Origin of the sequence: Methylobacterium carpenticola, from assembly GCF_042748905.1 — a bacterium.
GTDB classification, from domain to species: Bacteria; Pseudomonadota; Alphaproteobacteria; order Rhizobiales; family Beijerinckiaceae; genus Methylobacterium; species Methylobacterium carpenticola.
In genome coordinates, this window is sequence record NZ_JBHZEO010000001.1 from 2,317,212 (window position 1) to 2,330,694 (window position 13,483).

10 protein-coding genes are annotated in these 13,483 nt (G+C 74.2%); 7 read left to right on the forward strand and 3 right to left on the reverse strand.

From position 1 onward, the window contains the following. Positions 1-180 precede the first annotated feature (180 nt). The 3 genes from ACE101_RS10965 to nagA are packed head-to-tail and all read left to right on the forward strand — an operon-like array spanning position 181 to position 3,250. On the forward strand, positions 181-1,068 hold the full coding sequence (locus tag ACE101_RS10965; protein WP_379129088.1) for an N-acetylmuramic acid 6-phosphate etherase: 888 nt from the start codon (positions 181-183) through the stop codon (positions 1,066-1,068). Further along, entirely contained in the window at positions 1,065-2,087 is a 1,023-nt protein-coding gene (locus tag ACE101_RS10970) for an SIS domain-containing protein (protein WP_379129091.1), read from the forward strand. The genes ACE101_RS10965 and ACE101_RS10970 overlap by 4 nt, the downstream gene beginning before the upstream one ends. Then, positions 2,084-3,250 carry an N-acetylglucosamine-6-phosphate deacetylase gene (nagA, locus tag ACE101_RS10975; RefSeq protein ID WP_379129093.1) on the forward strand — a complete coding sequence of 389 codons (1,167 nt, stop codon included), beginning with the start codon at positions 2,084-2,086 and terminating at the stop codon, positions 3,248-3,250. Before ACE101_RS10970 ends, nagA begins: the two co-directional genes overlap by 4 nt. Positions 3,251-3,424: 174 nt before the next feature. Here nagA and ACE101_RS10980 read toward each other — a convergent pair whose 3' ends face one another. Continuing rightward, entirely contained in the window at positions 3,425-6,703 is a 3,279-nt protein-coding gene (locus ACE101_RS10980; protein ID WP_379129096.1) for a helicase-related protein, read from the reverse strand. Between the two features lie 120 nt (positions 6,704-6,823). Between ACE101_RS10980 and ACE101_RS10985 the strand changes: the two genes are divergently transcribed. Both ACE101_RS10985 and ACE101_RS10990 read left to right on the forward strand, forming a co-directional pair. After that, positions 6,824-8,605, forward strand: coding sequence for an SLC13 family permease (locus ACE101_RS10985; protein WP_379138595.1), 1,782 nt, complete (start codon positions 6,824-6,826; stop codon positions 8,603-8,605). A 172-nt stretch (positions 8,606-8,777) separates the two neighbouring features. Next, positions 8,778-9,638 carry an SIR2 family NAD-dependent protein deacylase gene (locus tag ACE101_RS10990; protein ID WP_379129098.1) on the forward strand — a complete coding sequence of 287 codons (861 nt, stop codon included), beginning with the start codon at positions 8,778-8,780 and terminating at the stop codon, positions 9,636-9,638. 13 nt (positions 9,639-9,651) lie between these two features. Here ACE101_RS10990 and ACE101_RS10995 read toward each other — a convergent pair whose 3' ends face one another. Next, on the reverse strand, positions 9,652-10,593 hold the full coding sequence (locus ACE101_RS10995; protein ID WP_379129100.1) for a LysR family transcriptional regulator: 942 nt from the start codon (positions 10,591-10,593) through the stop codon (positions 9,652-9,654). A 98-nt stretch (positions 10,594-10,691) separates the two neighbouring features. Between ACE101_RS10995 and ACE101_RS11000 the strand changes: the two genes are divergently transcribed. Continuing rightward, the gene (locus ACE101_RS11000) at positions 10,692-11,057 is read left to right on the forward strand and encodes a hypothetical protein (RefSeq protein ID WP_379129103.1); all 366 of its coding nucleotides are present in this window, start codon (positions 10,692-10,694) and stop codon (positions 11,055-11,057) included. 91 nt (positions 11,058-11,148) lie between these two features. On the opposite strand, the gene ACE101_RS11005 is transcribed toward ACE101_RS11000, so the two are convergent. Then, positions 11,149-12,537, reverse strand: a complete 1,389-nt coding sequence (locus tag ACE101_RS11005) for an HD-GYP domain-containing protein (protein ID WP_379129105.1) — start codon at positions 12,535-12,537, stop codon at positions 11,149-11,151. A gap of 175 nt (positions 12,538-12,712) precedes the next feature. On the opposite strand from ACE101_RS11005, the gene ACE101_RS11010 reads away from it, so the two are divergent. Next, positions 12,713-12,847 carry a hypothetical protein gene (locus ACE101_RS11010; protein WP_379129107.1) on the forward strand — a complete coding sequence of 45 codons (135 nt, stop codon included), beginning with the start codon at positions 12,713-12,715 and terminating at the stop codon, positions 12,845-12,847. Positions 12,848-13,483: the final 636 nt, after the last annotated feature.

Genomic DNA, 13,483 nt, shown 5'->3' on the forward strand with positions numbered 1-13,483 from the left:
CGCGATCGTACGCGCGTCCGTGGAACTGTCCATCCGTTCGGTCAGGCGGTCGCGCAGCCCGCGGCCCGGGTCGCCGCAGCCGGATTCCTCCGGGATCCTTGCGCGGCGGCCTCCGTTAGAGACAGGACAGCAGAGCCGCGGGCCGCGCCCGGGCGCGGCGTCTCAGGGAACCGGGACCGGATGAGCACTGAGGGAGCCAGCCCCCGCTACGTCGACCTCGATGCCTGGGAGAGCCTCGACGTTCTGAAGGCCCTCTGGGAAGGGCAGCTCGCCGCCGTGGCGGCGGTGGGGCCGGCCCTGCCGGCGCTCGCGGCGGCGGCGGAGGCGGCGGAGGCGGCCCTGCGCCGGGACGGGCGCATCGTCTATGCGGGCGCGGGCACCTCGGGGCGCATCGGCGTTCAGGACGGGGCCGAGCTGCCCCCGACCTTCGACTGGCCGGACGAGCGGCTCGGCTTCGCCATCGCGGGGGGGCACGGCGCCCTCCTGCAGGCGGTGGAGGATGCCGAGGATTCCACCGCCGACGGGGCGGCCTGGATCGCGGGGGCCGGCATCGGCCCCGCGGACGTGGTGATCGGCCTCTCGGCGAGCGGCACCACCCCGTTCACCGTCTCCGCCCTGCGGGCCGCCCGGGGGCGCGGGGCCGTGACGATCGGCATCGCCAACAATCCCGGCACGCCCGTGCTCCAGACCTGCGATCATCCGATCCTGGTGGCGACGGGCGAGGAGGCGGTGGCCGGCTCGACCCGGCTCAAGGCGGGCACGGCCCAGAAGGCCGTCCTCAACCTCCTCTCCACGCTGATCATGGTGCGGCTCGGCCGGGTCTACCGGGGCCGCATGGTCGCGATGCGGGCGACGAACCGCAAGCTGCGCGCCCGCGGCGTCGCCATGGTGGCCGAACTCGCCGGCTGCGACCCCGAGGCCGCCGCCCGGGCGCTGGCGGAATCGGGCGGCGACATCAAGCTCGCGGTGCTGCTCGGCTGCGGCGCGAGCCGCGACGCGGCCGAGCAGGCGCTGGCGCGCCACGGGGGCAGCCTGCGCCGCGCGCTCGCCGCGGAGGCGGCCCGATGACCCGCCCGACGAGCCTGATGGCGGCGGAGATCACCGAGATCCCGACCGTCGCCGCGCCTCTCTGCGCGCCGGCCGGCGAGGCCGCCCGGATCGGCACCGCGCTGGCGCGGCGGCGCTTCCCCTTCGTGGTGGTGTGCGGCCGGGGCAGTTCGGGCCATGCGGGGGTGCATCTGCGCTACCTCATCGAGACCCGGCTCGGGCTCGCGGTCTCGGCGGCGGCGCCCTCGGTGATCACCGGCTACGGGCGCCCGCCCCAGGTCGAGGGCGCCCTGTTCGTGGTGATCTCGCAATCGGGCCGCTCCCCGGATCTCGTCGCGGCCACCCAGGCCGCCCGCGAGGGCGGCGCCCTCACCCTCGCCCTCGTCAACGACGCGGGCTCGCCCGTCGCCGAGGCGGCGAACCTCGTGCTGCCGCTCGAAGCGGGGCCGGAGCGCGCCGTGGCGGCGACGAAGACGGTGGTGACCTCGCTCGTGGCCGGGGCCGCGGTGGTGGCGGCCTGGGCGGAGGACCGCGCCCTCGCCCAGGGCCTCGCCGCCCTCCCGGACCGGCTCGGGGCGGCGCTCACCCTCGACTGGTCGGCCTGGGGCGCGGATCTCGCGGCGGAGGCGAGCGCCGCCTTCGTCACCGGGCGCGGCCACGGGCTCGGGCCGGTGCGCGAGATCGCCCTCAAGCTCTCCGAGACCCTGCGCCTGCCCGCCCTCGGCTACAGCGCGGCGGAGCTGCGGCACGGGCCGCGTGCCGCCCTCTCACGCCACACCCCCGTGCTCGCCCTGCGGCAGGCCGATCCCTTGGCCCGCGGCGTCGACGACCTCGTGCGGGAGTTGCGCGGCGACCGGGTGCCGGTGCAGGCTTGCGGGGGACCGGCCGGCTCCCTGCCCTGGCTCGGAGACGGGCATCCCGCCTGCGACCCGATCCTGATGCTGGTGCCGGCCTACCGGGCGATCGAGGCGGAGGCGCGCCGCCGGGGCTTCGACCCGGATGCGCCCCCCGGTCTCACCAAGGTCACGGAGACGCTGTGAGCGACAGCCCCGATCGGGTCATCACCGCCGAGCGGGTGTTCGACGGCGAGCGCTTCCTCGGCGCGCGTGCCGTGGTGCTGCGCGGCGGCCGGATCGCCGACCTCGCCGAGGCGCCGCCCCCCGGCCTCCCGCTCCTGCGCCTGCCGCCGGGGGCGATCCTCGCGCCGGGCTTCGTCGATCTCCAGGTCAATGGCGGCGGCGGGGTGCTCCTCAACGACGATCCGAGCCCGGCCGCCATCGCCCGGATCGCCGCGGCGCACCGGAGCGGCGGCACCACCGCCCTGCTGCCGACCCTGATCAGCGACCATCGCCCGGTGATCCGCGCGGCGGTCGCGGCGGTGGCGGAGGCGATCGCGCAGGGCGTGCCCGGCATCCTCGGCATCCATCTCGAAGGGCCGTTCCTCAGCCCGCGCCGGCCGGGCATTCACGACCCGGCCCGGCTCGCGGTCTTCACTGAGGGCGACGTCGCGCTGCTCACCGGCCTCGGCGACCGGGGCGTCACGCTGGTGACCCTCGCCCCCGAGGTCGCGCCGCCCGGCACCGTGGCGGCGCTGGTCGCCCGCGGCGCCAGGGTCAGCGCCGGCCACACGGCGGATGACGGCAGCGCCTTCCGGGCCGCCCTCGACGAGGGGCTGAGCGGCGCCACCCACCTGTTCAACGCCATGTCGCAGCTCACGGCCCGCGAGGAGGGCGCGGTCGGGGTGGCGCTCGGCGATCCGCGGGTCTTCGCCGGCATCATCGCGGACGGACACCATGTCGGCGACACGGCGCTCGGCATCGCCCGCAGGCTTCTGGGACCGGACCGGCTGATGCTCGTCACCGACGCGATGGCGCCGGTCGGCGATCCGGCCGGCAACGCGACCTTCACGCTGTTCGGCCGCGCGATCACGCGCCGGGGCGACCGGCTCACGGGCCCGGACGGGACGCTGGCGGGCTCGGCGCTCACCATGGCCGGTGCGGTGCGCCACATGGCCTCGCGCGGCGGCGCCTCCCTGGCGGAGGCGCTCACCATGGCCGCGCTGACGCCCGCCCGCTGGCTCGGGCTTGACGACCGCATCGGCCGCATCGCGCCCGGCTTCGCGGCGGATCTGGTGATGCTCGACCGGGATCTCGGCGTGCACGGCACCTGCGTGCGGGGGGACGTGATGATGCGGGGCGGGTGAACACCCTGCCCTCTCCGATCACCCACCCCTGTCCCGGACGACCGAAGCGCCAGCGGACGGAGATCCGGGATCCCGCATGGCGAGATACCGCGGGGCGGCTCAATACCCTCGTACCAAACCCGCATCGTCACGCCGGGTTGCGCCGTGAACCCGGGGGTCAGGCGCGGCTGGTGCTCATTCGCCCCACTCCTGCGCCGCCTCCAGCGCCCGCAGGAACCGCAAAGCGAGCCGCCCGCAGGCGGCCGGATCGGCGCAGGGGCGGCTGAGCACCAGCCGGTCGCCGCGGCGGGTCACGCCCTCCACCGCCCGCGCCACCGCCTCCACCCGGCCGGGGGCGAAATCCGCGGCGAGCCCCTGCGGGCCGGCGCTGAGATGCACGATGCCGAGATCCCGGCAGGTCGCCCGCAGCCGCGCCAGCGTCAGCAGGGTATCCACCTCGGGCGGCAGCGGGCCGAAGCGGTCCTTGATCTCGTCGCGCAGGGCGCCCGCCTCCTCCGCGCTCCGCAGCCGCGCGATCCGCGCGCAGAGGCCGAAGCGCAGCTCCGGCTCGGGCAGATAGGCCTCCGGGATGCGGCCCGCGAGCCCGAGCCGGATCTCGGGCGGCGGCGGCTCGTCGGGCTCGCCCCGGGCGGCCCGCAGCGCCCGCTCCAGGAGGTCGCGGTAGAGCCCGAGCCCGATCAGCTTGACGTGCCCGGCCTGATCCTCGCCGAAGAGGTCGCCCGCCCCGCGCAGGTCGAGATCGCGGGCGCTCAGCGCGAAGCCGGCGCCGAGCCGGTCGAGGGCCGCCAGGGTGCGCAGGCGCTTCTCGCTCGCGGCCGGCAGCGGCGTCTCCGGATCGGTGAGCAGATAGGCCGCCGCCCGCCGCTGCCCGCGGCCGACCCGCCCGCGCAGCTGGTGCAGCTGCGCGAGGCCGAACCGCTCCGGGTGCCAGACCAGCATGGTGTTGGCGCGCGGCACGTCGAGGCCGCTCTCGATGATGTTGGTGGCGAGCAGCACGTCCCCCTCCCCGCCCGCGAAGCGCACCATGGCGTCGTCCATCCGCTCGGGCGGCAGCTCGCCATGCGCCACCGCGACGGTCAGCTCGGGCACGATGGCGGCGAGCCGCGCGGCCATCGGCGCGATGTCGGCGATGCGCGGACAGACGACGAAGCTCTGGCCGCCGCGGCGGTGCTCGCGCATCAGCGCCGCCCGCACCGTGTCGGGCGCGAAGGGCGCGATCACGGTGCGGATCGGCTGGCGCACCACCGGCGGCGTCGCGATCACGCTGAGGTCCTGCAGGCCGACCAGCGCCGTCTGCAGGGTGCGGGGGATCGGGGTGGCGGTGAGGGTGAGCACGTGGGCGCCGGCCGCCGCCCCGCGCAGCCGCTCCTTCTGGGCGGCGCCGAAGCGCTGCTCCTCGTCGATGATCACGAGCCCGAGTTCGGGCAGGCGCACCCCGCGGCCGGCGAGCGCGTGGGTGCCGATGACGAGCCGCACCGAGCCGTCGGCGAGGCCCGCCTTCACGCGCTTGGCCTCGGCCGGCGGCGTCAGCCGCGAGAGCTGCGCCGGCACGATGCCGAAGCGCTTGAAGCGGCGCCTGAAGGTCTCGACGTGCTGGCGCACCAGCACGGTGGTGGGCGCGGCGAGCGCCACCTGCTTGCCGGCGAACAAGGCCGCCGCCGCCGCCCGCAGCGCCACCTCGGTCTTGCCGAAGCCGACATCGCCGCAGACGAGGCGGTCCATCGGCCGGCCAGCGGCGAGGTCGTCGAGCACCGCATCGATCGCCGCCGCCTGATCGGGGGTGAGCGAGAAGCCGAACCCGGCGCAGAAGCGCTCCATCTGCCGGCCGGGGGGCACGAGGCACGCGGCCGTCGCGGTGCGGCGCGCCTCGGCGAGGTCGAGCATGCGCCGGGCCGTGGCGGCGACCGAGAGCGCGACCGCCGCCCGCCGCTTCTCCCAGGTGCCGCCGTCGAGCCGGTCGAGAGTCACGGCCTCGGCGGCTGCGCCGTAGCGCCAGATCCGGTCGGCCTGCGTCACGGGGACGAGGAGCACGCCGTCGTCGGCGAAGCGCAGCCGCGCCGCCTCCCCGGCCGCGCCGCCGGATTCGAGCGGCTCCAGCCCCTCGAAGACGCAGAGGCCGTGATCCTCGTGGATCGCGACGTCGCCGCGATGCAGGTCGACCTCGCCGAAGGGCAGCACGGCCGGGTCGCCCAGGGCGGGCGCCGCCCGCAGGCCGAGGAGATCCGCGGCCGCCACCACGGTGACGCCCGCCTCCGGCACCCGGAAGCCGGCGGCGATCGGCGCCTCCAGCACCGCCACCTGCCCGGGCTCCGCCGCGCGGATGGAGGCGAAGCTCTGCGCCCGCCGGAGCTTGTGCCCGAGCCGCGACACGGCCTCGGCGGCGAGCCGGCGCAGGGGGCCGCGCGGGCCGGTGAGCAGGATGCGGTCCCCCGCCTGCTTGCGGGCCGTCAGGAACCGGCCGAAGGCGGCGGCCGGGTGCCGCTCGCGGGCGAAGGCCGGCACCGCCCCATCCGCCACCGTCTCGGCGGCGGCGAAGCGGTGGCGCGCGAGGAGGGCCTCCCACTCCTCGGGCGTGAGATGGAGGCGGGCATCCGCGGGATGCGCCTCCCCGGCGGCGCGCCCCTCCGCCACCTGCTCGAAGAAGGCCGCGGCGCGCCCCTCCGCGCCGGCCTCGATCACGAGCCGCGCCCCGGGCAGGGAGTCGAGGAGGGTCGCGAGGCGGGGATAGAACCGGGGCAGCCGGTGCTCCTGGCCCGTGAAGGGCCGCAGGGGCTCGGGCGCGTCCGCGCCGAGGATCAGCTCGGTGGCCGGATCGATGAGCAGCTCCTCGGCATCGGTGACCGAGCGCTGGGTGACCGGATCGTAGGAGCGGATCGCGGTGATGCGCCCGTCCGCGTGCTCGATGCGGCAGGGCCGCGGCGCGGCGGCCGGGAAGACCTCCAGGGTCCGCCCGCGCACCGCGATCTCGCCCGGCTCGTCGACCCGCTCGTCCAGGATGTAGCCGAGGCGGGTGAGCGCGGCGGTGAGGCTCTCGGCCTCGAACCGGTCGCCGACCCGCAGGGCGACGCGCGCGTCGGCCCAGGTCCCGGGCGGCGGCACCCGCTGGATCAGGGCCGGGGCCGTGGTGAGGACGATGTCCGGCCGGTTGTTCGCGTCGGTCAGCCAGCGCAGCACGCCGGCCCGCGCGCCCATGGTGCCGCGGGACGGCGAGGTGCGGTCGCCCGGCAGGCAGTCCCATTCCGGATAGACCGCCACCCGGCGCCCGGGGTCGAGGGCGCGCAGGATCGCGGCGATCTCGTCGAGCCGCCGGACGTCGCGGGCGAGGAGGACCAGGGGCGCCGCCGACTCAGCGAGCCCGAGGAGGGCGACCGCGAGCGCGCCCGGGGGAACCGCCGGGGCGACGATCTCCGCAGGGGGCCGCTCGGCCGCGACACGTTGCTTGCGCTTCGCCATACCCCACCACGTCTGGCCTCACACCGGGCGCGGACAACGCCCCGCGAACCGGTGCGGTTCGCCGCGGCCTGTGCACAACGGCGCAGGAACACCGGGCCCGTGCCTGATGTTCTCCGCGCCATGACGCTCGACCAGATCCTCGCCGTCTCGCTCATCGGCGCCACCATGGCGCTCTTCCTGTGGGGGCGGCTGCGCTACGACGTGGTGGCGGGCCTCGCCCTCGTCGCCGGCCTCGCGCTCGGGCTGGTGCCGGCCAAGGAGGCCTTCGGCGGCTTCTCGGACGACATCGTGATCGTCGTGGCGAGCGCCCTCGTCGTCAGCGCCGCCATCGCCCGCTCGGGGGTGATCGAGGCCGTGCTGCGGCCGCTGGCGCCCCGCCTGCGCAGCGCCCAGGCGCAGGTGGTCGTCCTCGTCACCATCGTCGCGGTGCTCTCCGCCTTCATCAAGAACATCGGCGCGCTCGCCATGATGCTGCCGATCGCCTACCAGCTCGCCCGCAAGGGCGACCGCTCGCCCTCGCTGTTCCTGATGCCGATGGCCTTCGGGGCCCTGCTCGGCGGCCTCGTGACCGAGATCGGCACCTCGCCCAACATCATCGTGGCGCGGCTGCGGGGCGAACTCACCGGCGAGCCCTTCCGCATGTTCGATTTCGCGCCGGTGGGGCTCGGCCTCGCGGTGGCGGGCGTCGCCTTCCTCGGCGTGGGCTACCGGCTCCTGCCCCGCGACCGCCGCGGCACGGCCGGGCTCGACGCGGCGGTGGCGATCACCGACTACGCCACCGAGGCGCGCATCCCCGCGGATTCCGCCCTGGTGGGCCGCACCCTGGCCGACCTCCGCGCGGAGGCCGGATCCGAGGTGAGCGTGACCGGGCTGGTGCGCGAGAAGACCCGGCGCATGGCGCCGCTGCCCGACGCCGTGCTGCAGCCCCGGGACCGCCTGATCCTGCGCGGCGACCCCGCCTCCCTCGACCGCCTCGTCGGCGCCGCGGGCCTGCTCCTCGACGGGGAGGACCGCCGGCCGCGGACCGGGGACGGGGCCGAGGACGAGGTCGGCACCGTGGAGGCGGTGATCGGGCCGACCTCGCTCCTGGTCGGCCAGACGGCCGGCGGCCTCGCCCTGCACGCGCGCTTCGAGGTGACGCTCCTGGCGGTGAGCCGGGCGGGCAAGCGCTTCACCGAGCGCCTGCGCGACATCCGGCTGCGGGCGGGCGACGTCATCGTGCTGCAGGGCCGCGAGGCCGGCCTGCCCGCGCGGCTGCGCGACCTCGGGGCGCTGCCCCTCGCCTCGCGCGCCCTGCCCCTCGGGAGCGTGCGGCGGGGCTGGATCACCGTGGCGATCCTCGCCGCGACCATCGCCGCGGTGGCGACCGGCCTCGTGCCGGTGGCGGTGGCCTTCTTCGCCGCCGCCCTCGGCATGGTGGTGTTCCGCACCCTGCCGGCCCGGGAAGCCTACGAGGCGGTGGAATGGCCGATCCTCGTGATGCTCGCCGCCCTGATCCCGGTGAGCGACGCCCTGCGCCGCACCGGCACCACCGACCTCCTGGCCGGATGGCTGTCGGAGGCCGGGGTGCTGCTGCCCGGCTGGGGCGCCGTGGCGCTGATCATGGTCGCCACCATGGCTGTGACGCCCTTCCTGAACAACGCCGCCACCGTGCTGGTGATGGCGCCCCTCGCCGCGAGCTTCGCCCGGACGCTCGGCTACCGGCCCGACGCCTTCCTGATGGCGGTGGCGATCGGCGCGGCCTGCGACTTCCTCACCCCGATCGGCCATCAGTGCAACACCCTGGTGATGGGCCCGGGCGGCTACCGTTTCGGCGACTACGCGCGCCTTGGCGCGCCCCTCTCGCTCCTCGTCCTCGTCGCGGGCGTGCCGCTGATCCTCCTCGTCTGGCCGCTCGCCTGAGACGGGGCCGCGCGGTCCAGTCACGCCTCAAAGGAGATCCGGGCATCGACAATATTCATCTGCATTGCATCGATTCGCATCAGCAGAGACGTCAGTGCACGGGAACAGCGGCGTATCGTCATTGTTGGTCACACCGGATCTCTCGACGCCGGAGACGGGACGCCAAGCCTGCATGCCATTGCCATCGAACGTGACGAACCAGCTCGCGACCGCGATCCACGAGCGCCGTGCAATCCTGTTCGCGGGTGCCGGATTATCGATCTCGGTGGGCCTGCCGTCCTGGCGGGAACTGATCGTCCACATGGCGGAGGAGCTGGGCCTCGGCCACGAGGTCGGGCCGCAGCACGGCATCAGCTATCACACCCTCGCCGAATATTACCGCATCTCCACCGGCAGCATCGGCCCGCTGCGCAGCTGGATGGACCGGAACTGGAAGATCTCCGAGAGCGCGATCCGCAACTCGCGGCTGCACGAACTCATCATCGGCCTCGACTTCCCGCTCATCTACACGACGAACTACGACCGCAACATCGAATCCGCCTACGAGGCGCACGGCCTCGCCTACGTGAAGGTGTCGAATGCCCGCGACATCGCCCACACCAACGATCGGATGACGCAGATCGTGAAGTTCCACGGTGACTTCGAGGACGACCAATCCCTCGTCATCACCGAGACCGATTACTTCAATCGGCTGGAATTCGACTCGCCCCTCGACATCAAGTTCCGCTCGGACGCGCTCGGCAAGACCGTGCTGTTCATCGGCTACAGCATGAACGACATGAACATCCGGCTCCTGCTGCACAAGCTGTGGCGGACGTGGCAGATATCGGGCTACGAGCGCAGCCGGCCGCGCTCCTTCGTCTTCATGTCCCGGGCCGATCCGATCCAGGAGGCGGTGCTCGCCCAATGGGGGCTGACCGCGGTGACGGGCGAATCCGACGATCCGGAGGTCTCCCTCACGGCCTTCCTGACCGAGCTGCACGAACAGGTCTCCCGCCTGCGCCGGCCGGAGGATCACGGCGCACCGGCCTGAGCGCCTCACGGCGTCAGGCGGATCCGGGCGGCTCGACGCATTCGTGCGCGAGCCGGCGCAGCAGGGCGCGCAGCCAGCGATGGGCCGGGTCGTCGTCGTAGGAAGCGTGCCAGAGCATCGACATGGCGACGTCATCCAGCGCCACCGGCGCGGGGCTGACGGTGAGGCCGAGCGCATCCGCGAAGAAATGCGCCAGGCGGGCATGCATGGTGGTGAGAACCGGCGCCTTGCGCACCAGGAAGGGCACCGCGAGGAAGCGCGGCGAGGTGACGGCGAGGATGCGGCGGCGGCCGAGCTTGGCGAGCGCGTCGTCCACCACCCCGTGCGCGGTCTCCCTCAGGCTCGTGAGCACGTGGGGGAAGCGCAGGTAGTCGTCGAGGGAGATCGGCGGCGTCAGCCCGACCAGGGCGGCGTTGAACAGGCAGACGTAGCTGTCGCGGTAGAGCAGGCTCTGCTTGTGGTGCAGCTGCCCGCGGAAGGACAGGTCGACGGCGAGATCGACCCGGTCGGCGTCGATCGCCTCCAGGATATGGGCGCGGTCGATGGAGCGCAGGAGCAGGCTGATGCCCGGCGCCTCCGCGCGCAGATAGGCGAGGAGCGTCGGCCCGAGCAGCACCTCGGTCGAATCCGGCAGGCTGATGGTGAAGGTGCGCTCCACGGTGCGCGGGTCGAAGACCTCGTCGCGCCGCACCAGGACCTGCACCTGCCGCAGCATGGTGCGCACCGGCTCGGCCAGCGCCAGCGCCCGCGGCGTCGGGCGCATGCCCTCGGGGGCCCGTGTCAGCAGCTCGTCCCCGAACAGGGCCCGCAGCCGGGCGAGGCTGCTGCTCATCGCCGATTGCCCGACCCCGGTGCGGGCCGCCGCCCGGGTGACGCTGCGCTCGGACAGGAGCGCGTCGAGGGCGACCAGCAGGTTCAGGTCGATCCGGGCAAGATCGATATGATCAATAGCCATTATCGATGCAATCTGTTTGATCCATGCTGCGCCGCACCGCATATGGGCGACAGACGCGGGGCCGGAATGGTCCCGTCCAGCCGGAAAGACAGCCCATCATGATCCTTCGCACGACGCTCCTGGCGGCGCTCGCCGCCTCGTCCCTCATCGGCTCGGCCGCGGCCGATGCCGTCAAGCCCGCCCGGGCGACCAGCATCGATCTCGGCCCGCTGGCCGGGGTCGCCTACTATACCGTGGAGCCCAAGGGCTATCACGTGGTGGTGACGCTGGCCCCCCGGGCCGCCGCCCCGGCCCTGCGGTTCGAGGCGGTGCTGGCCGAAGGCCAGGGCGTGACCGTCTCGACGCCCCGGCAGACGGGCGCCGAGGCCCGCTCGGTCGCGATCCGCCGCGACGGCGACGCCGTTTCGGTGACCGCCGACGAGAGCCGGGAAGCCGAAATCCAGGAGACGGCCTCCGTCCGGTGAGGAACCGGTGCCCGGGGGGCGGACAAGGGGAGGAGCGGACAAGGGGAGCGGTGGGGTCCGGCGCGGCCGGGCCCCGCCGCGCGGTTCGTCTTCAGGCCGCGCGGGACAGGTCGCCCTCCAGGGTCGCGATCGCCTGCTCCAGGGCCGCGAAGCAATCCGGATCGAAGGCCGTGCCCAGCTCCGCCCGCATGACGGCGAGGGCCTTGGGGACCGGCATCGCGGCCCGGTAGGGGCGATGAGCGGTGAGCGCATCGAACACGTCCGCCACGGAGACGATCCGCGTCTCCGGCGCGATCGCGCCGCCCGAGAGGCCGCGGGGATAGCCCTTGCCGTCGAGGCGCTCGTGATGGGCGCCGCCGATGCGGGCCATCTCGCGGAACGCGGCCACGCGCGCGAGGATGCTCTCGGACAGGGCGGCGTGGTTGCGCATGGCGCGCCACTCCGTGTCGTCGAGCTGGCCGTTCTTGTCGAGGATGGCGTTCGACACGCCGAGCTTGCCGATATCGTGGAGCAGCGCCGCCCGCCGGAGCCGGCGCCGCCGCTCGGGGCCGTAGCCGAGCTGCGCCGCGATCATGTCGGCATAGACCGCCACCCGCTCGGAATGGCCGGAGGTGAAGGGGCTCTTGGCATCGATCACCTGGGCGAAGGCGCGGGCGATGTCGTCGAGATAATCCTCGTCGACGACGATCATGCGCCGGGCCGGCTCCAGGGCCGCGACCGCATCGGCGATTCCGTCGGAGGCGAGCATGTCCCAGAAGCCGGGGATGCGGGCCGCGCGCTCCAGGCAGGCGACCGCGTGCGGGTCGAACCACGTCCCGGCGCGGCGGCGAGCCTCGGCGAGGGCCGCCGCGCGCCCGGCGCCGGTGTGGAACACGTCCACGACCTGCGCCAGCAGGGCGATGCGGGCATAGAGCGGGATGGCCGGCCCGGCGCGCCGGTCGGGCCGGCCCTTGCCGTTCCAGTGCTCGTCGAGGGCGTGGATGGCCTCGCAGACCGCGGGCGGGAAGCGCAGCCGCGCGGCGATCTCGGCGCCGCGCTGGCAGCGGGTCTGGATCAGGTCGTCGACGATCTCCCCGCCGTTCTGGAGGATGGTGAGGATCGCCTTGAGGCGTCCGGCCAAGCCGGCGTTCAGCCCGGTATGCGAGAACACGAAGCCCAGCACCTGGGGCAGGCTGTCGCTCACGGTCTTGAAGTCGCGCTTGAAGCCGAGATCGTCGGAGAGATAGAGTTCGCAGATGCGGGCGGCGTTGCTGGAGCAGCCGAGGTCCTTGAGCATCACCGTGTAGTAGAGTTCCCACAGCTGCGGTTCCGGCAGGCCCATCTCCCGGCCGATCTGCATGCCGATCCAGGTGGCGCGCACGCAATGCCCGACCGGCTGCCCCTCGGTGAGGTCGAGCGCGTGACTGAGCGCGCCGAGAAGCTCGGACAGGAGGAGGCCCGGGCGCGGGACATCCGTGTCTGCGACAATGCTCGACGACATCTCACCGGCCTTCCCTGATCGCCGCCACGGTAACATCGGATAGCGCCGGGGCTGTTAACGCCGCCGGGAGGGCGGCGGGGTGGTTAAGAACCTCCATCGCCGCGGCGGAAACCGCGGGGCCGGCCAGCCGTTGCGCCGACCATGAGCCGCCCCCGCGGCGGTTCTCAAGAGGCGGATGAATCGCTGCCCGCACCGCGCCATGCTGTCCTTCGTCGTTCAGAAGCACGCCGCACGCCGGCTCCACGACGATGTCCCGCTCGAACTCGGCGGCGTGCTGACGAGCTGGGCGGTGACGCCGGGCCGAGCCTGATCGCAGGACGTCCTGGACGAATGCCCGCTCTCCGTCGTCTCCGGCCGCTCGATCGAGGATGTGGCGGCCGCCGGACCCAGCTGAGGGCATGGACCGCCCCGCTGCCCGGGGCCGCGTCATCCGAAAGAGAACCCGGATCGGCGGCGCCCTCTGTTGACGGGTGTGCGGACGCGCTTCCCTGGGGCCGCAAACCCGCTCAAGCTGGCGGCCACGCCGGGAGATCGCGAGGCGGGGGCGCGGTGATGCTCAAGCGATGGTTGTTGCCGGCGGTCGCGTCGGCTTGCTCCGCATCCCCGGCTCTCGCCGAGATGCAGATCCTGGCCGCCAAGATCACGGCCGGCGAACTCTGGGTGCTCGGCTCCATCGACGAGCCGGATGAGGACATCGTGCTGGACGACCGCTTCTCGACCCGGGCCGACGGCAAGGGCCGGTTCGAGTTCCGCCTCGTCTACCATCCGCCCACCTGCATCGTGACCCTGCGGACGAAGCGCCAGGACCGCCGCGCCGTCGTCGGCGAGTGCGGGCAGCAGGGCCTCGCGGGAGCGCCGGGCGCGGCCGGACCACCGGGCCCTCCGGGAGACACCGGCGCGGCCGGACCGGCGGCGAGCATCGGCCCGCCCGGACCTGCCGGTCCTC

Bases quoted from the DNA above. Each gene is read 5' to 3' on its own strand.
- ACE101_RS10985 (WP_379138595.1), top strand. From the start codon at position 6,824: ATGACGCTCGACCAGATCCTCGCCGTCTCGCTCATCGGCGCCACCATG.
- ACE101_RS10980 (WP_379129096.1), bottom strand. From the start codon at position 6,703: ATGGCGAAGCGCAAGCAACGTGTCGCGGCCGAGCGGCCCCCTGCGGAG.
- ACE101_RS10990 (WP_379129098.1), top strand. From the start codon at position 8,778: ATGCCATTGCCATCGAACGTGACGAACCAGCTCGCGACCGCGATCCAC.
- ACE101_RS11005 (WP_379129105.1), bottom strand. From the start codon at position 12,537: ATGTCGTCGAGCATTGTCGCAGACACGGATGTCCCGCGCCCGGGCCTC.
- ACE101_RS10995 (WP_379129100.1), bottom strand. From the start codon at position 10,593: ATGGCTATTGATCATATCGATCTTGCCCGGATCGACCTGAACCTGCTG.
- ACE101_RS11010 (WP_379129107.1), top strand. From the start codon at position 12,713: ATGAATCGCTGCCCGCACCGCGCCATGCTGTCCTTCGTCGTTCAGAAG.
- ACE101_RS10970 (WP_379129091.1), top strand. From the start codon at position 1,065: ATGACCCGCCCGACGAGCCTGATGGCGGCGGAGATCACCGAGATCCCG.
- ACE101_RS10965 (WP_379129088.1), top strand. From the start codon at position 181: ATGAGCACTGAGGGAGCCAGCCCCCGCTACGTCGACCTCGATGCCTGG.
- ACE101_RS11000 (WP_379129103.1), top strand. From the start codon at position 10,692: ATGATCCTTCGCACGACGCTCCTGGCGGCGCTCGCCGCCTCGTCCCTC.